The organism is Streptomyces sp. NPDC005808 (assembly GCF_042871385.1).
Lineage (GTDB): Bacteria > Actinomycetota > Actinomycetes > Streptomycetales > Streptomycetaceae > Streptomyces.
The window spans coordinates 19,468-38,446 of sequence record NZ_JBIAIK010000018.1 but is presented as its reverse complement, the minus strand read 5'-3'; the positions used below and the strand labels follow the sequence as shown (position 1 = coordinate 38,446).

Sequence of the window (18,979 nt, the reverse complement as noted above, 5' to 3'; positions counted from 1 at the left end):
GGTGCGGGACGGAGGCTTGTGCGGGACGCGATCGCGCCCCGCACAAGGTTACTGGCTCCGCGGACCCCGTATTACTGGCCCGTCCTGGGCCGTCACAGGAGAGCCCGCATACAGAGCCCTCGCGGCAAGGCGCTACTGCCGCAGTGCCCAGCCCCGCTCCCGCAGCGCGGCGCTCAGCACCGGCGCCGCCTTGGGCTCCACCATGAGCTGCACCAGGCCGGCCTGCTGTCCGGTCGCGTGTTCGATGCGTACGTCCTCGATGTTGACCCCCGCCATCCCGGCATCCGCGAAGATGCGGGCGAGCTGGCCGGGCTGGTCGTCGATGAGGACGGCCACGACCTCGTAGGCACGCGGCGCGGAACCGTGTTTGCCGGGAACACGGACCTGGCCGGCGTTCCCGCGCCGCAGGACGTCCTCGATCCCGTCGGCGCCCTCGCGCCGCTTCGCCTCGTCGGAGGACTGGAGGGCGCGCAGGGCCTGAACCGTCTCGTCGAGGTCGGCGGAGACGTCCGCGAGGAGGTCGGCGACCGGGCCCGGGTTCGCGGACAGGATGTCGATCCACATCCCGGGTTCGGAGGCGGCGATCCGGGTCACGTCACGGATGCCCTGGCCGCAGAGACGTACGGCCGCTTCCTCGGCGTGCTCCAGGCGCGCGGCGACCATGCTGGACACCAGATGCGGCATGTGTGAGACGAGCGCGACGGCCCGGTCGTGCGCGTCCGCGTCCATGACGACGGGTACCGCACGGCAGTAAGAGACGAGTTCAAGGGCGAGGTTGAGCACCTCGGTGTCCGTGTCCGGGGTCGGCGTCAGGACCCACGGGCGCCCTTCGAAGAGGTCTCCGGTGGCTGCCAACGGCCCCGACTTCTCACGGCCCGACATGGGGTGCGAGCCGATGTAGGACGACAGGTCGAGGCCGAGCGCCTCCAGTTCCCGGCGGGGCCCGCCCTTGACGCTCGCCACGTCGAGGTAGGCGCGGGCCGCCCCGCGCCGCATGGCGTCCGCGAGGGTCGCGGCCACATGCGCGGGCGGTGCGGCCACGATCGCGAGGTCGACGCGGCCGTCCGGCGCCCCGTCGGTGCCCGCGCCGAGCGCGGCTGCCGTACGCGCCTGCTCCGGGTCGTGGTCGGCGAGGTGAACCACGACGCCGCGGCCCGCGAGGGCGAGGGCGGCCGAGGTACCGATCAGGCCGGTGCCGATGACGAGGGCGGTTCTCACTGGGCGATGTCCTTGCGGAGTGCGCCCGCGGCACCGAGGTAGACGTGCGCGATGTCGGCGCGGGGCTTGTCGGACTCGATGTGCGCGAGGACGCGTACGACCCGGGGCATCGCGCCCTCGATCTCCAGCTCCTGCGCACAGATCAGCGGCACGTCGACGATGCCGAGCCCCCGCGCGGCGGCCGCCGGGAAGTCGCTGTGCAGATCGGGCGTCGCGGTGAACCAGATGCTGATCAGATCGTCGGTGGTGAGGCCGTTGCGCTCAAGGACAGCGGTGAGCAGCTGGCTGACCTGCTCGTCCATGTGGCCGGCCTCGTCCCGTTCCAGTTGGACGGCGCCCCGGACCGCTCGTACCGCCACGGTGATGCTCCTTGCTGATGTACGTACACGTCTTGTCACACCAGCGTAGTCAGCCCGCAACGCGCGGGTGCGCGGCGCCCGGCTGCCGAGACGGGGCCGCGCACGCACCGCGAGATGTCGGACGGTCACCACCCCGCCCCGGACTCTGCCAATGTCACTCGAACTGCCCTGTTCCGCCACTTGTAGTGAGAACGCGCCTGTGCGCCTCTGGACGGCGGGGCGCGGATCCGCTCTCATGGCCGGGGGAGACTCGCCTCGGGGGAGGCCCGTATGGCCCGTATGGCCCGTATGAAGCGTCCAGGACCTGTTGTCACCCTTCTCATGGGACTGGTGCTCGGCCTGTTCCTGCTGTCGCTCAACGCGACGACGGGGACGAAGGCCGCGTCGTCCTACCAGGAGGAGGCGCCCACCTCGCCGAGCCCCAAGCAGAGCGCGACACCGAGCAGCCCCGCACCCGGCGAGAGCACGCCGTCGCCTTCGCCGACTCCGCCGAAGCCCGCGCAGCCCAACGCCGACTACGCGGGCCGCACCGACGACGACTCCTCCGCGGTCGCGGTCTCCCTGCGCGACGGCAAGGCGATCGCGTACTTCTGCGACGGCCACGACAAGGAGTCGTGGCTGAAGGGCGACGTCAAGGACGACGGCACCATGAAGCTGACCGGCAAGCAGGGGGCCGAGCTGAACGGCACGCTCCAGGACGGCAGGCGGATCCGCGGCACCGTCGACCTGGGCGGGCAGCGCTACGGCTTCACCGCCGACAAGGCGGTCAAGCCGTCGGGGCTCTACCGGGCGACGGCCACCGTGCGCGGCGCCCTGGTCGACGGTGGCTGGGTCGTCCTGCCCGGAGACGGCGACGATCAGGTCGGGATCGTCAACCGCGACGGCGAGCCCGCACCGGCGCCCGAGATCGACCCGGAGACCGGCGTCGTGACGATCGACGGCGAGCAGCTGACTGCCGAGCCCGTCACCCCCTGACTCCTCGCCCCCTCACCCGCCCCCTCTCTCGCGCAGGGAGCCGTTCATGACCGTGGATCCGAACGCCGCCACCCAGGGCTTCCCGGCTCCCCCGCCCACCCACAGCCGTCCGCACCCGGCCCGCTATCTGGTCCCGGCCCTGGTCGCCGCGGCGGTAGCGGTCGGCCTCGGGGTGTACGGCAAGGTCCACGACCCCGCGGGGACCGCCTTCAACCTTGCCGGTTTCAGCAGCACGGGCGCCGTGAAGTCCTGGCTGGCGACGGTGGCGTTCGCCTTCGCGCTCGTCCAGGTCGCCTCGGCGCTCATGGTGTACGGGAAGCTCCCGGGACCGAGTTGGTCGGCGGCACTGCACCGCTGGTCGGGGCGGATCGCGTTCCTGGTGGCGGTGCCGGTGGCGGTGCACTGCCTGTACGCGCTCGGCTACCAGACGTACGAATCGCGCGTTTTGTGGCACTCTCTCCTGGGTTGCTTCTTCTTCGGGGCCTTCAGTGCCAAGATGCTGCTGCTCCGCTCGGAGCGACTGCCCGGCTGGCTGCTGCCGATCGTCGGCGGACTCGTGTTCACCGTCCTCACCGTCATCTGGCTGACGTCCGCACTCTGGTTCTTCCGCACCTTCGGAGTGACGACATGACCCAACGCCCGACGCGGCGCACGATTCTTCTCGCGAGCGGCGCGGCGGCTCTCGTCGCGGGCTGCAGCGAGTACGGCGGCAGCGACGACAGCAGCGACCCGTCGTCCGGCGGCGCATCCGCCGGGCAGGAACTGGCGAAGACGACCGACATCCCGGTCGGCGGCGGCAAGATCTTCAAGGACGAACAGGTCGTGGTGACCCAGCCCGTGAAGGACCAGTTCAAGGCCTTCTCCAACATCTGCACCCACCAGCAGTGCCCGGTGGCGAACGTCTCGGACGGCACCATCAACTGCACCTGCCACGGCAGCAAGTTCAGCATCGAGGACGGCTCGGTGGCCCACCCGCCCGCGACCCAGCCGCTGCCCGAGAAGCAGATCACGGTCGAGGGAAATTCGATCAGCCTGGCGTGAGGTCGGCACGTACGCTCCGGACATGGACTCCGAGGCCCTGGTGCGCGACCACACGATCTACTCCTGCGTGATGGGCTCACGCGCCTTCGGCCTGGCCACGGACACGAGCGACACGGACCGCCGGGGCGTGTTCCTCGCCCCGACCCCGCTCTTCTGGCACTTCGAGAAGCCGCCGACCCATGTCGAGGGCCCGGCGGAGGAGCAGTTCAGCTGGGAGCTGGAGCGCTTCTGCGAACTGGCTCTGCGCGCGAACCCGAACATCCTGGAGTGCCTGCACTCACCTGTCGTGGAGTACGTGGACGACACGGGCCGCGAACTCCTCGCCCTGCGCGAGGCGTTCCTGTCCCGGCGGGCCCACGAGACGTTCACCCGCTACGCGCTCGGCCAGCGCAAGAAGCTGGAGTCCGACGTACGTCAGCACGGCGCTCCGCGCTGGAAGCACGCCATGCACCTCCTCCGTCTTCTGATGAGCTCCCGTGACCTGCTGCGCACCGGCGAGCTGACGATCGACGTAGGCGATCAGCGCGAGCCGCTGCTCGCGGTCAAGCGGGGCGAGGTCCCCTGGCCGCGATTCGAGACCTGGATGACCCGGCTGGCGGCGGAGGCGGACGAGGCGGCCGTGCACAGCTCGCTCCCCACCGTGCCGGACCAGGCGCGCGTCGAGGACTTCCTGGTCCGCGTCCGCGGGGCGTCAGCCCTCCAGGCGGACCCGTACGACGAACGCGTGCAGGGCGTCGTACGCGGACGGAGCGTCCGGCAGCGCTGACACGCCCTGCGCCTCGTCCAGCAGGCCGTGCAGCCGCTCGACATCGCCCTCCACGCGCGCGCGGCGCACGTCCGCCGTCCCGTGCTCCCGCTCCGCCTTCGCGGCGATCAGGTCCGGCAGGTAGGCGGGGGCCCCGGTCTCCTTGACGAGCGTGCGCAGATCGGCCTGCACCTCACCGCTGCGCATCAGGTGGATACCGGTGAGCAGCACACGGAACGTGTAGAGCAGCGGCTTGAGTTCGCCGGTCTTCTCGAAGAGCCGCCACTGCGTGGTCGCGAACCCTCGGTAGTGGTGGGCGTGATGGCTGGTGAGGACGCCAGGGACGAGGGCGGCCAGTTCCCGGTGGGCGTCGGTGGTGTGCACGACCAGGGGCGACAGCAACTGCTCCAGCACATAACCGTTGCGGCGCAGCATCAGGCGTACGAACTTACGAAGGTCGTGGGTGACCAGGTCCATCTCCACCCCGTCCTGCTCCCACATCCGGGACCGGGTCTCCTCCGGCTCGCCAAGCCCGACCAGTTCGGCCGCCGGCAGGAGGTGGACGCCCCGCAGATCGACGTCCGAGTCACGCGACGGGAATCCGTAGAGGTGCGCTCCGGAGACGGTGGCGAACAGCAGCGGGTCGGGCTGTTCGGACACCACCGTCTTGAGATCGACGTCGAGAAGATCGGTCATCCCTCAAGCGTCCCAGAGCGCTCCCAGCGACATGAGGTCGCCCTGGTACTCGATGCGGTCGGCCCACGCCGTCGGCCAGGCGTCCGAGCCGTGGTACGCCCCCGCGAAGGCGCCGGTCAGGCAGGCGATGGAGTCGGAGTCGCCGGATGTGCAGGCGGCTCGGCGCAGGGCGGTGAGGGGTTCGTCGACGAACATCAGGAAGCACAGCAGACCGGTGGCGAGCGCCTCTTCGGCGACCCAGCCCCCGCCGGTGGCGAGGCACGGGTCGGTCTCGGGCGAGACCGTGCGCAGGGCGTGCCGGAGGTGGTCCAGGATCTCCAGGCACTCGTCCCAGCCGCGCCCGATGAAGTGCTCCGCCGTGGGGTCCTGGCCGCGGGTCCACAGGTCGCCGAGCCAGCGGGAGTGGTAGTTGTGGCGGTTCTCGTACGCGTACGAGCGCAGCCGGCCGACCAGGCCCGTCGGCTCGGTTCCGTTGGCGAGGAGCCAGATCGCGTGCGCGGTGAGGTCGGCGGCGGCGAGCGCCGTGGGGTGCCCGTGGGTGAGGGCGGCCTGCAACTGTGCGGCGCCCGCCCGCTGTTCCTCACTCAGCCCGCGCACCAGCCCGACGGGCGCCACCCGCATGTTGGCGCCGCACCCCTTGGAGCCGATCTGGCTGGCGTCCTGCCAGGGGCGCTTCTCGTTCTTCAGCAGGTCGCAGGCGACGAGGCAGGTACGGCCGGGCGCGCGGTTGTTGTCGGGAGACTGGTACCAGTCCACGAACTCCTCGCGCACCGGGCGCTCCATCCGCAGCGGGGCGAGCAGACCGCGGTCCATGGCTGTCCGCAGGCCGCGCGCCAGTGCCAGCGTCATCTGGGTGTCGTCGGTGACGATCGCGGGCCTGGGCAGGTCCATCTCGCGCCAGGGGCCGCACTTGGCGAGGATCGCCGGCACGGAGTTGAACTCGGTCGGGAACCCCATCGCGTCGCCGAGGGCAAGACCGATCAGGGATCCGGTGGCGGCACGTTTCGCGAGCGTCGTGGTGGTCATGTGGGTCGTCCTTCCTGGGTGGGACGCAGCAGGGGCGGGTGCAGCGTGGTGGCGCCGCCCGCGCGGTAGAGCGCGGCGGGTTTGCCACGGCCTCCGGTGAGGCGCGCGGCACCCGGGACCGGCTCGACGAATCCCGGCGTGGCAAGGACCTTGCGCCGGAAGTTGGGCCGGTCGAGCGCGGTTCCCCACACGGTCTCGTACACCTGCTGCAGCTCTCCGAGGGTGAACTCGGGCGGACAGAAGGACGTGGCGAGACAGCTGTACTCGAGCTTGGCGCCGACGCGTTCGTGGGCGTCGGCGAGAATCCGGTCGTGGTCGAAGGCGAGCGGACCGAGCGCGTTGTACCGCAGCCACTGGGCCTGCGCCGCGTCACCGCCGCCGTGCGGCTCGGGAGGGTCCGCGAGCAGCGCGGCGAAGGCGACGGAGACGACGCGCATCCTGGGGTCGCGGCGGGGTTCGCTGTACGTCCGCAGCTGTTCGAGGTGGAGCCCGGAGATGTCCGACAAGCCGGTCTCCTCGGCGAGTTCACGCCGGGCCGCCGTCTCCGCGGACTCGTCCGGGAGCACGAATCCTCCGGGCAGCGCCCAGCGGCCCAGGTAGGGCTCCTGCCCGCGCTCGACGAGCAGCACCTGGAGCACGCCCGCGCGGACCGTCAGAACAGCCAGGTCGACGGTGACGGCGAAGGGCTCGAACGCGTACTTGTCGTAGCCCTCGGGTGCGTTGCCGCCGGGCGCTCGGCCTTCCCGTGCGAGCACGTCCACCCACCCCTTATTCATAGCCATGACGACTAATAGTCATCACGACTATAAGTGAGGTGAGTGAGCTCACACAACCCTTCAAGTGGGCTGATTCGAGCATTTGTTGGCAGGTCTGGACAGCGACAGCGCCGCCACCGCCGCTCCCGCCGCAACGGCCCCTGCCGACAACCGCGGCACGCGGCCGTGGCTCTCGCGAGGTATGACTGGTCCCCCACGCCCGCCGAAGGCTCGGCCGAGCGCACCTCGCCGGACATCACCGCCCAGGCGCCGAGCAGTGCGCACGCCCGCCGCCGGAAGGCACACACGGGATCGGCGGCCCACGGCGAGGGATTCAGGCCGACGCGCCCAGCGGCGACCCCTTCGTAGAGCGCGTCCACCGAGTCGTCGAGGTGCCCGAGCAACTCCCCCAGGTCCCACCGGGCACACGGCGTGGGCCGCCCCAGACTCCCCGGCGCCACGGCGGCGACGCTGCCCAGCGCGTACGCGAGCGAGCGTTCCAGCAGTTCCCCGGAGTTCACGCCGGCAACTCCGTCCCAGAGGCTCTGAGAGGCTGCTCGGGCGCGTTTCCCCGCCCACCGGGCTCCGAGGGCGGTCGGCGACGTACACGGCCCTCCAGAGCCGCCAGGCGCGTACGCGTGGCGCTCCGGTGCGGGCAGCTCCACCCGGCGTACCCCTCGTACGACCATGTCTCCCTCGTGGCGCCCATCGCGCGCCCCCTTCCCTCACCGGTACAGACCGCCGGCGAGCGGAAAACGCATCGGCCGGTCCCGGGACAATCCCGGAACCGGCCGAAACGACGAGCACCCTGCGGGCACTCCTAGAGGTCAACCTCCTGCATGAGCATCCCGACCTCGGTGTTCGACAGGCGGCGCAGCCAGCCGGACTTCTGGTCGCCGAGGGTGATCGGGCCGAAGGAGACGCGCACCAGCTTGTCGACCGGGAAGCCGGCCTCCGCGAGCATGCGGCGCACGATGTGCTTGCGGCCCTCGTGCAGGGTCACCTCGACGAGGTAGTTCTTGCCGGTCTGCTCGACGACACGGAAGTGGTCCGCCTTCGCGTACCCGTCCTCCAACTGGATGCCGTTCTTGAGCTGCTTGCCCAGGTCGCGCGGGATGGGACCCACGATGTGCGCGAGGTAGACCTTCTTCACGCCGTACTTGGGGTGGGTCAGGCGGTGCGCCAGTTCACCGTGGTTGGTGAGCAGGATGACGCCCTCGGTCTCGGTGTCGAGCCGTCCGACGTGGAAGAGCCGCGTCTCGCGGTTCGTCACGTAGTCGCCGAGGCACTGACGGCCCTCGGTGTCCTCCATGGTCGAGACGACACCGGCGGGCTTGTTCAGCGAGAAGAACTGGTACGACTGCGTGGCCACGGTCAGCCCGTCGACCTTGATCTCGTCGTTCTCCGGGTCGACGCGCATGCCCTGCTCCAGGACGATCTCGCCGTTGACCTCGACCCTGGACTGCTCGACCAACTCCTCGCAGGCGCGCCGAGAGCCGTAGCCGGCGCGCGCGAGCACCTTCTGCAGGCGCTCGCCCTCCTCCTCGGCCCCGGGGTGGGTCTTGGGCGTCTTGATCTCCGGCTTGCCCGCGTACCGGTCCCGGTTGCGCTCCTCGGTCCGCGTCTCCAACTCGCGCGAACGCGCGGGCTCCGTACGGCCGCCGCGCTGCTGGCCCTGCCGGGGACCGCCCTTGGCGCCACCGCGGGCCGCGTTGCCGCGCCCGGACTTCGGTCCCTCGTGGGACGCGGCGGGGCCTACGTCGTAGCGGCGCTCCTCGGGACGGGGATTGCTGGCGCGCTTCGGCTGATCGTCGCGCCCTCCCGCGCTCCTCGGCTGGGCGCCGCCCCCACCGGTCCCCCGGGGGCTGCCGCCCCCACCGGACCCGCGGGAGTTACCCGCGCCGGACCCGCGAGAGCTGCCACCCCCGCTTGCCCCGCGGGAGCTGCCACCCCCACCGGTCCCGCGAGAGGTACCACCCCCGCCGGTCCCGCGGGAGCTGCCGCCTCCACCGGATCCGCGGGGGTTGCTTCCCCCACCGGTCCCGCGGGGGTTGCCGCGCCCGCTGTTCCTGCCACTACCGCTGCCACTGCTTCGCATCAAAGTTCCGTCGTCGTCGTGTCGTCTGCATCTGCATCCGGTGCGTCCGGATCGAACGACGGGACCCCTTCCAGCGTCTCTGCTTCGATCGCGTCCGCCTCTGGGAGGAAGGGCGCGAGCTCCGGGAGCTCGTCCAGGCCGCGCAGGCCCATTCGCTCCAGGAAGTAGTTCGTCGTCCTGTACAGGATCGCACCTGTTTCGGGTTCCGTGCCCGCCTCCTCGACCAGACCGCGCTGCAGGAGGGTGCGCATGACGCCGTCGCAGTTCACTCCGCGGACCGCGGAGACCCTGGATCGGCTGACCGGCTGGCGGTACGCGACGACCGCCAGGGTCTCCAGGGCGGCCTGCGTGAGCCGGGCCTGCTGCCCGTCCAGGACGAAGCGCTCGACGGCCGCCGCGTACTGGGGCCGGGAGTAGAACCGCCAGCCCCCCGCGATGAGGCGCAGCTCAAAACCGCGTCCCTGGATGGTGTACTCGTCGGCCAGCTCGCGCAGAGCTGCCGCGATCCGCCGCTTCGGCCGCTCAAGGATCTTCGAGAGGTGCTCCACGGTCGCGGGTTCGTCCACGACCATGAGTACGGCCTCCAGGGCGGGCTTGAGATCGAGGTCGGCGACGGTGCGCGGCCCGGCCGGGATCTCGGTGGTGTCCTCGCTCACGCCTTCTTCTCCTCCTTGGGCACCTCGGGCGGCCGGTCGAACTCGTCCGTCACCTTCGGCTGCTCGTCACTGTCCCCACCGGTCCAGCGCACGACCAGCTCCCCGAGGGCCTCGTCCTGGTCCAGCGCCACGGCCTTCTCGCGGTACAGCTCCAGCAGGGCGAGGAAGCGGGCCACGACGGTCAGGGTGTCGTCGGTGTCGTCGACGAGGTCGCGGAAACTGGCCGCCCCCAGCTCCTTCAGCCGCGCCACCACGATCCCCGCCTGCTCCTGCACACTGACCAGCGGCGCGTGGATGTGGTCGACGTACACCTGCGGCTTGGGCCTGGGCTGCATCGCCTTCACGGCGAGCTTCGCGAACCCCTCCGCCCCGATGCTGATGACCACCTCGGGCAGCAGCTCGGCGTGATGGTCCTCCAGCCCGACGGTTCGGGGATAGCGGCGCGCCTCTTCCTCCAGGCGGGCCTGGAAGATGTCCGCGATGTGCTTGTACGCGCGGTACTGCAGGAGTCGTGCGAAGAGCAGATCCCGGGCTTCCAGGAGCGCCAGGTCCGCCTCGTCCTCGACCTCGGCCGACGGCAGCAGCCGCGCCGCCTTGAGATCGAGCAGGGTGGCCGCGACGACGAGGAACTCGGTCGTCTGATCGAGATCCCAGTCCGGACCCATCGCCCTGATGTGCGCCATGAACTCGTCGGTGACGCGCGACAGCGCCACTTCCGTGACGTCCATCTTGTGCTTCGAGATCAGCTGGAGCAGCAGATCGAAGGGCCCCTCGAAGTTCGCGAGCCGCACCTTGAAAACACCGTCGCCGGGCTCGGCGTCAGCCTCGGGCTCGGGCTCTACAGGGGCTTCTGGAAGGGCTGGAATTGCGGGTTCTACGGGAGCCGCGGGTGCGGCAGGAGCTGCGGGCTCTACGGGAGCCTCACGTACGGCGGCCGTTACGGGAGCCTCGGGCTCGACCTCCGCCGTCGTCGCCACCGGCTCCTCGGCCGGAGGCGGAGCCGCCCCGGGCCCCCGCCCCAGAACACGCCGACGGCCGGCGCCGGGGCCGGAGGCGGGAACGGAAGCGTCATACGAGGGCATAGCGCTCGCAGGCTACCTCCTAGCGCCCACGAAGCCGTCGTACGAGAATGCTCGCGTCCCCCCGGGATTCGAGATCGGCGAGGACGACGGCGACCGCCTCGCGGACGATCCGCCCGCGGTCGACGGCGAGACCGTGCTCACCACGGAGCACAAGGCGGGCGTGCTCGAGATCGATGAGCTCCTCGGCCGACACGTACACGGTGATCTTCTCGTCGTGCCGCTCCCGCCCGCTGGGCCGTCGCCCCTGGCCCTGGCCCCGGCGCTTGCGCGACTGCCCGGCGGCAGAACCTTCCTGCGCCGCCTGACCTGCTCCGGAGCGCTCCGGAGCAGGAGCGGCGCCCCTGCTGCGGGAGCCCCCCGCACCGGAATCAGCGGCGACGTGTTCGTCACCCTCACCGTCGCCGCCCTGGACAGGCACCGACTGCGGCGCGTCCTCCGCGGCGGCCGCCGAGTCGCTCTCACCCGCGGGACCCGGTACCCGGGCCTCGCCATTGGTCCGGCGTGAGGGCGTGGACGACTGGAGCGCCATTCCCCCGGTGGTTCGGAACAGTTCGTCGGCCCCCGGCAGACTCACTCGGCGTGACACCGGGCGAGCACCTCCCTGGCGAGCTGACGATAGGCGGCGGCACCGACCGAGTTGGAGGCGTACGTGGTGATCGGCTCACCGGCGACGGTGGTCTCCGGGAAGCGCACCGTGCGCCCGATGACCGTGTGGTAGACGTGATCGTCGAACGCCTCGACCACGCGCGCGAGCACCTCACGGCTGTGCACCGTGCGGGAGTCGTACATCGTGGCGAGGATGCCGTCGAGCTCCAGCTCGGGGTTGAGCCGCTCCTGGACCTTCTCGATGGTCTCCGTGAGCAGCGCGACACCGCGCAGTGCGAAGAACTCGCACTCCAGGGGCACGATCACCTTGTGGGCCGCCGTCAGGGCGTTGACTGTGAGCAGTCCGAGCGAGGGCTGGCAGTCGATCACGATGTAGTCGTAGTCGGCCATCAGCGGCTTCAGGGCGCGCTGGAGCGTGGACTCGCGCGCCACCTCGCTCACCAGCTGCACCTCGGCGGCGGACAGGTCGATGTTGCTGGGCAGCAGGTCCATGTTCGGGACCGCTGTCTTCAGGAGTACGTCGTCGGCCGCCATACCCCGCTCCATGAGCAGGTTGTAGACGGTGAGGTCGAGCTCCATCGGGTTGACACCGAGGCCGACCGAGAGCGCGCCCTGCGGGTCGAAGTCGACGAGCAGGACCCGGCGTCCGTACTCCGCGAGCGCGGCACCCAGGTTGATGGTCGACGTGGTCTTGCCGACGCCGCCCTTCTGGTTGCACATCGCGATGATCGTCGCGGGACCGTGGTCGGTCAGCGGGCCCGGGATCGGGAAGTACGGCAGCGGACGCCCGGTCGGACCCACGCGCTCACGGCGCTGACGGGCCGCGTCGGGCGCGAGCGTGGCCGCGTACTCGGGATCCGGCTCGTACTCGGCGTCGGGGTCGTAGAAGTGCCCCTCGGGCAGTTCGTCGTAGTCGGCGAAGTGGGTGCGGTTCTCGCCACTTCCGTTGCCGGCCATGGCGTTCACGTGATGGCCATCCATGCTCGGGTGGGCTGTCTGAGTCATCCGGGGACTCTTCTGGGCTGCGAAGGTGCGGACAGCGACGGAGCCGACAGCCTCGAGCCCCGTGGGGCCCTGGCCCCGCGTCGGCATTCCTGGTTGACCACCCCCGGGAGTAAATGTCGACTCATTCACAAGTCGTCTTACCTCCTTGGTGACCAGGAAACTTCTCGATAGGTCAGCGTGGCACCATGCCGACGGTTGGCGACTCTATGGCGTGTCACCGGTCCGCAGCAACACAATCCGCCGGACCGGCCCCGATGTGTCGGGAACCGAACACCCCTCTGTCAAGGGCGTAAGGGCGTCGCACAGCAGGTTTCACCGGTGTACGAATCGGCTAAAGAGTTACGTTCGTGGCGAGTTGAACGAGTGTCACAAAGTGACCCGACACACACCCGGCCGGACCTTGTCGGGCAAGGTCCGGCCGGGTGTGCGGTGTTGACGACCCGTGTTGACGTATCGCCTTTTTACCCGTTGATGACTTAGCCGAGCAAGGACTCCAGCTCGACGTGCTCAAGGCCGTGAGCCTCGGCGACCTCGCGGTAAACAACCTTGCCGTCATGGGTGTTGAGACCCCTGGCGAGCGCCGCGTCACGGCACAGCGCCTCGACCCAGCCGCGGTTGGCGAGCTCCACGATGTACGGCAGCGTGGCGTTGGTGAGCGCGTACGTCGACGTGTTCGGCACGGCGCCGGGCATGTTGGCCACGCAGTAGAAGACCGAGTTGTGGACCGGGAAGGTCGGCTCGGCGTGGGTGGTCGGACGCGAGTCCTCGAAGCAGCCGCCCTGGTCGATCGCGATGTCGACAAGAACACTTCCCGGCTTCATCCGCGAAACAAGTTCGTTGGTGACGAGCTTCGGCGCCTTGGCGCCCGGGATGAGGACGGCACCGATGACGAGATCGGCGTCCAGGACGGCCTTCTCCAGCTCGAAGGAGTTGGACATGATCGCCCGGACCTTCGTGCCGAAGACCTTGTCCGCCTCGCGCAGCTTGTTGATGTCGCGGTCGAGCAGCGTGACGTGGAACCCCAGGCCGACGGCGATCTGCGTGGCGTTCCAGCCGGAGACACCGCCGCCGATGACGACGGCCCGCGCGGGCTGCGTGCCGGGGACGCCACCGGGGAGCACACCCCGGCCGCCGACCGAGCGCATCAGGTGGTAGGCGCCGACCTGCGGAGCCAGTCGGCCCGCGACCTCGGACATCGGGGCGAGCAGCGGCAGCGCGCGACCGGGCAGCTCGACCGTCTCGTATGCGATCGCCGTGGTGCCGGACTCCAGGAGCGCGTCCGTGCACTCCTTGGAAGCGGCCAGGTGCAGGTAGGTGAAGAGCGTCTGGTCCTTGCGGAGGCGGTGGTACTCCTCCGCAATGGGCTCCTTGACCTTGAGCAGCAGGTCGGCGGTGGCCCAGACCTCGTCGGCGGTGGCGAGGATCCGGGCACCGGCGGCGACGAACTCCCCATCCGTGATCGAGGAGCCGAGACCGGCGTTCTGCTCGATGAGGACCTGGTGGCCGTGGCGCACCAGCTCGTGCACGCCGGCGGGGGTGATGGCCACCCGGAACTCGTTGTTCTTGACCTCGCGGGGGATGCCGACCAACACGTCGATCACAGTCCTTGGCTCAGAGGGTTCTGGGTCTGTGCATGCCGAGGCGATGCGAGCCGGGGCATTGCATGTCATACCCGACGTACGCGAGCACACCGGGAGACACCACGAAAGAACGCAGCGGAGCCAGTCTAATGAAGGGATTCTCTCTGTCTAGCCTTTCAATGCATCAATCTTTCTCGGATGTACTACGGATTTCGCAGGCGTTAGCGTCTTGTTCCCTCGTGGATGCGCTCTCCGGGAGCTCGTCACCCAGCATTCGCTCGGCCGCACCCCGGTGCAGCCGGGCCGCCGCCGGGTCGCCGAGCCGGTCCAGGGTGTCGGCCAGCCGGAGCTGCAGCGCCGCCTGCAGCCGTACGTCGTCCGCGCGGCGCGCCCACTCGGACGCCTCCTGGCAGGTGCGCAGCGACTCCTCGGGCCGCCCGGCGTACTCCTGGACACGTGCCAGCTCGCTCAACGCCCGCGCCTGGGCGGCCACATCGCCGTTCTTGCGGTGTCCGGTGACGGCTGCCCGCCAGTTGCGCAGTGCCTCGCCGTAGCGGCCCGCGTAGGTGTGCGCGGTGGCGATACGGCCGTACAGCCGGGCGGCTTCCACGCGCTCGTCGCGCGCGAGCCGCTCGGCGAGCGCCCGCCCGTACCAGTCGGCGGCCCGGTCGTAGTCCCCGAGCTCCTGGTGGGCGCCGCCTACGGATTCCATCGCGCGGCCGGTCGCATACGGGTCGTTCGCCTCACGTCCGGCATCGAGCGCGGCCCGGTAGCGGGCCAGCGCCTCGGGCGTACGGCCGGTCTGCGCGTCCAGATCCGCGAGGTTCAGCAGGGCCGCGGCCATCTCGCGGGGCAGTTTCCGGCGCTCGGCGACGTCCAGGACGAGCCGGTGGACGCCGTACAGCTCGGGCGCGGCGGCCTGCGTGCCGATGTGCGCGACCATCGCCCGGACCAGCGCGGCCATCAGGCGGCGGGCCAGGGTGTCCAGCTCGCCGTCGGCGACCGCGAGCCGGGCCGAGGCGAGCAGCGCGGGCTGCCGGATGCGCAGCCAGTCCGCGGCGGCACGCGGGTTCGGGAAGCGCAGGGCGCGGGGCATTCCGGCGAGCTTCTCGCGGGCGGGTGAGCTGTCGGTCTCGGTGATGGCGCGGCAGGACACCAGCAGCCGTACGGTCCGCTCCAGCATCCGGGCGCGGGCCAGCTGGAGCTCGGCGGGGCGGTCGTGGGTCTCGGTGAGGGCGCTCAGGAGGGGCTGCAGACAGCCGGGCACCTCGTACTGCGGCAGCGGCGACCGGACGGAGCGCAGGAGGCCGAGGCGAGTGAAGTCGTCCAGTGTGGTGCGGGCGGCGTTCACCGAGCAGCCGGCGAGCGCGGACGCGGTGTGCGGGTCGACCAGACCGGCGGGGGCGAGCGAGAGCAGTCGCAGTATCCGAGCGGCGGCGCTGGGCAGCGAGGCGTACGTGAGCCGGAACATGCGGGACAGCGGCGAGCCCTCGTCGCCCTCGGCGCGCAGGTGCTTGGCGAGGTCGGCGACGGCCGACTGCGGGCGGGACGCGAGCCAGCCGCCGGCGAGCACCAGGGCGGCGGGCTGGCCGGCGCACAGCTCGACCAGGTTCTCGGCGGAGAACGGGTCGACGGTGATGCGCACGGCGCCGGTGAAGCGGCCGAGCAGTTCGAGCGCGGACGTGGTGTCCAGGCCGCCCAGAGTGCAGGGACGGACATCCGCGATGCCGGTCAGCGGCCCGCCGGACACGGCGACGACCAGGCAGTCCGGCGTGTCCGGCAGCAGGGCGTCGACCTGTTCGGCGTCGGCCGCGTCGTCGAGCACGAGCAGGACGCGGCGGACGGCGAGTGCCTCGCGCAGCGCCTCGCCGAGGTCGTCGGCGTCCGCTCCGGGCGGCGTGGGCCGCTGCAGGGCGGTGAGCAGTTCCCGTGCGGTGCGCTCGGTGGGCACCGGGCTACCGTCGGGTTCGGTGAGCTTGGCGCGCAGCACGCCGTCGGGGTAACTCTCGGCGACCTGCTCCGCGAGCTCCTCGGCGAGCGCTGTGCGGCCCGAGCCGGGCTTGCCCGCGATGAGCAGCACGCGCGCGCGTGGCGTCTTGCGGCCCGAAAGGGTGTCAAGTCCCGCGCGCTCGATGTCGGCCCGGAGTTCCTTCAACTCTCTTGTGCGACCCAGGAACTGACTCTCCGTAGGAGCGGACTCGACAGCCGGGCGCTGCCCGACTGCCGACACTTTCGTGCCGTCGTTGTCCACCGCCTGATCCGTCACGGGCCACACTCCCGTCCCACTGCGCGCGCAAACCCGCCGGGACTCCGGACGGGGCGTTTTCAGAGCCTAGTTCACGCTCTGCGACGATCCGTGCGGAGCGCGGCGGGTACATCCCCCGATCGGATCAGGCGATCGTAGGACTGTCTGCGTCAGGCGGGGGTCAGGCGGGCGGGGAGGAGGACCTCAGACCTCGAAGGGCCGCGCCGGCCACGGCGCCTCCGCCGGGCGCAGCGCGTCGAGGCCGTCGCCGTGCTGCGCGGCGACCAGCGAAAGCACACCGACGGCGAGGCAGTTGTTGTGCAGATCTCCGGCGAGAACGCCCCGTACGAGCTCCTGGACGGGGATCCGGGCCAGCTCCATGTCGGCCTCCTCGTCCTCGACCTCGAAGCGGTCTCCCTCGGCCGCGGAGAGGTCCCGGGCCAGGAAGATGCGGACGGCCTCGTCGCAGCCCCCGGCCGTCGGGTAGACGTCGGTGAGCACACGCCAGTTCTCGGCCTTGATGTGGGCCTCTTCGTAGAGCTCGCGCTGAGCGGCGTGCAGGGGGTTCTCGCCAGGGATGTCGAGAAGTCCGGCCGGGATCTCCCAGAGCTTGTGGCGCACGGGGTGGCGGTACTGGCGCAGCACCAGGACGCGGCTTTGGTCGTCGAGGGCGAGGATCGCCACGGAGCCGGGATGGACCTGATAGTCCCGGCGGGCGACCGATCCGTCGGGCATGACCACGTCGTCCGCACGGACCGAGGTCTTGTTGCCGACGAAGGGGGTCGCGCTCGCCCTGATCTCCCACTCCTCGGCGGTGTCCTTGATGGTCATGCCCTGTCCTTCCACACGTGCAAAAAAGAATCCGGCCCCGCACAGGAGACCGTTACCGGTACCCGCAACGGAAAACGGGGTGCACCCCTCGGAAGGCACACACCCCGGCCACCGTACAACCCTTGTGTTACTTGGCTGTCTTGCCTGTCTTGCGTCCCACCGCGGCCTTGATCAAGCCCGCGAAGAGCGGGTGCGGGCGCGTCGGGCGGGAGCGCAGCTCGGGGTGCGCCTGGGTCGCCACCAGGTAGGGGTGGATGTCGCGCGGGTATTCGACGTACTCGACGAGCTTGCCGTCCGGCGACGTTCCGGAGAACTGCAGACCGGCCTTCTTCTCCAGCTCGGCGCGGTAGGCATTGTTCACCTCGTAGCGGTGCCGGTGGCGCTCCTCGACGTACTCCTTGCCGTCGTACACCTCACGCGCGATGGAGCCCTCGGCGAGCTTGGCCGGGTACATGCCCAGCCGCATGGTGCCGCCCATGTCGCCGTCGCCCGCCACGATGTCGAGCTGCTCGGCCATCGTGGAGATGACCGGGTGAGCGGTGCCGGAGTCGAACTCGGTGGAGTTGGCGTCCGCGATGTCGGCCAGGTTGCGCGCGGCCTCGATCACGATGCACTGCAGGCCGAGACAGAGGCCGAGCAGCGGGATCTTGTTCTCACGGGCGTACTGGATGGCGCCGACCTTGCCGGAAACACCGCGGTCGCCGAAGCCACCGGGGATACAGATCGCGTCGACGTCGCCGAGCTGCTTGGCCGCTCCCGCCGGGGTCTTGCAGTCGTCCGAGGTGACCCACTTGATCGTCACGCGGGCCTTGTTCGCGAAACCGCCGGCGCGCAGCGCCTCGGTGACCGAGAGGTAGGCGTCGGGCAGGTCGATGTACTTGCCGACCAGCGCCAGGTTGATCTCGTGGAGCGGGCTGTGGACGCGGTCGAGCAGATCGTCCCAGGTCGCCCAGTCCACGTCGCGGAAGGCCAGGTCCAGTTTGCGGACGACGTACGCGTCGAGGCCCTCGGTGTGCAGGACCTTGGGGATGTCGTAGATCGACTTGGCGTCGATGGCCGCCACCACGGCCGCCTCGTCGACGTCGCACATCAGCGAGATCTTGCGCTTGATGGCGGTGGGAACCTCACGGTCGGCGCGGAGCACGATCGCGTCCGGCTGGATACCGATGCTGCGCAGCGCCGCAACCGAGTGCTGGGTCGGCTTCGTCTTCAGCTCCCCGGAGGGGCCGATGTACGGGAGGAGCGAGATGTGCACCACGAACACGTTGTCGCGACCGACCTCATGACGGACCTGGCGGACGGTCTCCAGGAACGGCTGCGACTCGATGTCGCCGACCGTGCCGCCGACCTCCGTGATGACCACGTCGACGTCGTCGGTGGCCATGCGTCGGATGCGGTGCTTGATCTCGTTGGTGATGTGCGGGATGACCTGCACGGTGTCACCCAGGTACTCGCCGCGCCGCTCCTTGGCGATGACCGTCGAGTACACCTGGCCGGTGGTGACGTTGGCCGAGCCGTCCAGATCCACGTCGAGGAAGCGCTCGTAGTGGCCGATGTCCAGGTCGGTCTCGGCGCCGTCGTTGGTGACGAACACCTCACCGTGCTGGAACGGGTTCATGGTGCCCGGGTCGACGTTCAGGTACGGGTCGAGCTTCTGCATCGTGACCCGCAGTCCCCGCGCCTTGAGCAACATACCCAGACTCGAGGCCGTGAGGCCCTTGCCGAGGGAGGAGGCGACACCCCCGGTGACGAAGATGTGCTTTGTCGTCGTGGCTGCGTTGTTTCGAAAAGCAGCGGGCGTCATGGCCAAGAGGGGGCTCCCGTGGTCGCGGTCTGGGGTGCGTACCGGCGTGGTGTCCGAAGATCTCCGGAGGTGCCGTCGCTGCGGTTCGGGGGTTTTTCTCCCACCGGTCCACGGGCTACCAGGGTATCAGCGACGCGGAGAGGCCGCTTCCGGCCACGCTCCGCACACACGTCGCCACGCGCCTCACACGTCACTCACTCGATCGGCCGAGCCGGGTTGTCGGGAGCGGCACGCGGATCTTCCAGGTGCGTCGTATC

18 protein-coding genes are annotated in these 18,979 nt (G+C 70.2%); 4 read left to right on the top strand and 14 right to left on the bottom strand.

The features are described 5' to 3' along the window. Positions 1-132 precede the first annotated feature (132 nt). A complete protein-coding gene (locus tag ACFYPC_RS31490; RefSeq protein ID WP_391889533.1) occupies positions 133-1,218 on the bottom strand; it encodes a prephenate dehydrogenase in 1,086 nt (361 codons plus the stop codon). Continuing rightward, positions 1,215-1,577, bottom strand: a complete 363-nt coding sequence (aroH, locus tag ACFYPC_RS31485; protein WP_391889530.1) for a chorismate mutase — start codon at positions 1,575-1,577, stop codon at positions 1,215-1,217. Before aroH ends, ACFYPC_RS31490 begins: the two co-directional genes overlap by 4 nt. A 288-nt stretch (positions 1,578-1,865) precedes the next feature. Here aroH and ACFYPC_RS31480 point away from each other — a divergent pair, with 288 nt between their 5' ends. From ACFYPC_RS31480 to ACFYPC_RS31465, 4 genes are read left to right on the top strand one after another with little or no spacing between them, the layout of a single operon-like run. Further along, a complete protein-coding gene (locus ACFYPC_RS31480) occupies positions 1,866-2,552 on the top strand; it encodes a hypothetical protein (protein ID WP_391889751.1) in 687 nt (228 codons plus the stop codon). A 46-nt stretch (positions 2,553-2,598) separates the two neighbouring features. After that, positions 2,599-3,183: a DUF6529 family protein gene (locus ACFYPC_RS31475; RefSeq protein ID WP_391889527.1), complete on the top strand. Its 585-nt coding sequence runs from the start codon at positions 2,599-2,601 to the stop codon at positions 3,181-3,183. Continuing rightward, positions 3,180-3,593, top strand: a complete 414-nt coding sequence (locus tag ACFYPC_RS31470; RefSeq protein WP_391889525.1) for a Rieske (2Fe-2S) protein — start codon at positions 3,180-3,182, stop codon at positions 3,591-3,593. Before ACFYPC_RS31475 ends, ACFYPC_RS31470 begins: the two co-directional genes overlap by 4 nt. A 22-nt stretch (positions 3,594-3,615) precedes the next feature. After that, positions 3,616-4,359: a DNA polymerase beta superfamily protein gene (locus ACFYPC_RS31465; RefSeq protein ID WP_391889523.1), complete on the top strand. Its 744-nt coding sequence runs from the start codon at positions 3,616-3,618 to the stop codon at positions 4,357-4,359. On the opposite strand, the gene ACFYPC_RS31460 is transcribed toward ACFYPC_RS31465, so the two are convergent. The 12 genes from ACFYPC_RS31460 to ACFYPC_RS31405 form a co-directional block, all read right to left on the bottom strand. Continuing rightward, on the bottom strand, positions 4,285-5,034 hold the full coding sequence (locus ACFYPC_RS31460; RefSeq protein ID WP_391889520.1) for a DNA polymerase beta superfamily protein: 750 nt from the start codon (positions 5,032-5,034) through the stop codon (positions 4,285-4,287). The two genes, ACFYPC_RS31465 and ACFYPC_RS31460, sit on opposite strands and share 75 nt — an antisense overlap. Positions 5,035-5,037: 3 nt before the next feature. Further along, positions 5,038-6,060: an ADP-ribosylglycohydrolase family protein gene (locus tag ACFYPC_RS31455; protein ID WP_391889517.1), complete on the bottom strand. Its 1,023-nt coding sequence runs from the start codon at positions 6,058-6,060 to the stop codon at positions 5,038-5,040. Next, complete coding sequence (locus ACFYPC_RS31450) at positions 6,057-6,836, bottom strand: NUDIX domain-containing protein (RefSeq protein WP_391889749.1); 780 nt, start codon at positions 6,834-6,836, stop codon at positions 6,057-6,059. The genes ACFYPC_RS31455 and ACFYPC_RS31450 overlap by 4 nt, the downstream gene beginning before the upstream one ends. A 799-nt stretch (positions 6,837-7,635) precedes the next feature. After that, the gene (locus ACFYPC_RS31445) at positions 7,636-8,913 is read right to left on the bottom strand and encodes a pseudouridine synthase (protein WP_391889514.1); all 1,278 of its coding nucleotides are present in this window, start codon (positions 8,911-8,913) and stop codon (positions 7,636-7,638) included. Then, positions 8,913-9,569 carry an SMC-Scp complex subunit ScpB gene (gene scpB / locus ACFYPC_RS31440; RefSeq protein ID WP_391889511.1) on the bottom strand — a complete coding sequence of 219 codons (657 nt, stop codon included), beginning with the start codon at positions 9,567-9,569 and terminating at the stop codon, positions 8,913-8,915. The genes ACFYPC_RS31445 and scpB overlap by 1 nt, the downstream gene beginning before the upstream one ends. Further along, positions 9,566-10,651 carry a segregation and condensation protein A gene (locus ACFYPC_RS31435; protein ID WP_391889509.1) on the bottom strand — a complete coding sequence of 362 codons (1,086 nt, stop codon included), beginning with the start codon at positions 10,649-10,651 and terminating at the stop codon, positions 9,566-9,568. Before ACFYPC_RS31435 ends, scpB begins: the two co-directional genes overlap by 4 nt. 19 nt (positions 10,652-10,670) lie before the next feature. Then, on the bottom strand, positions 10,671-11,237 hold the full coding sequence (locus tag ACFYPC_RS31430) for a hypothetical protein (protein ID WP_391889506.1): 567 nt from the start codon (positions 11,235-11,237) through the stop codon (positions 10,671-10,673). Next, entirely contained in the window at positions 11,222-12,349 is a 1,128-nt protein-coding gene (locus ACFYPC_RS31425; RefSeq protein ID WP_391889503.1) for a ParA family protein, read from the bottom strand. The genes ACFYPC_RS31430 and ACFYPC_RS31425 overlap by 16 nt, the downstream gene beginning before the upstream one ends. Before the next feature lie 389 nt (positions 12,350-12,738). Beyond that, complete coding sequence (ald, locus tag ACFYPC_RS31420) at positions 12,739-13,854, bottom strand: alanine dehydrogenase (protein ID WP_391889747.1); 1,116 nt, start codon at positions 13,852-13,854, stop codon at positions 12,739-12,741. Positions 13,855-14,026: 172 nt separating this feature from the next. Then, on the bottom strand, positions 14,027-16,108 hold the full coding sequence (locus ACFYPC_RS31415) for a tetratricopeptide repeat protein (protein WP_391889501.1): 2,082 nt from the start codon (positions 16,106-16,108) through the stop codon (positions 14,027-14,029). Positions 16,109-16,291: 183 nt separating this feature from the next. After that, entirely contained in the window at positions 16,292-16,918 is a 627-nt protein-coding gene (locus tag ACFYPC_RS31410) for an NUDIX domain-containing protein (protein ID WP_391889498.1), read from the bottom strand. A gap of 127 nt (positions 16,919-17,045) precedes the next feature. Then, complete coding sequence (locus ACFYPC_RS31405; RefSeq protein WP_391889745.1) at positions 17,046-18,722, bottom strand: CTP synthase; 1,677 nt, start codon at positions 18,720-18,722, stop codon at positions 17,046-17,048. Positions 18,723-18,979 lie beyond the last annotated feature (257 nt).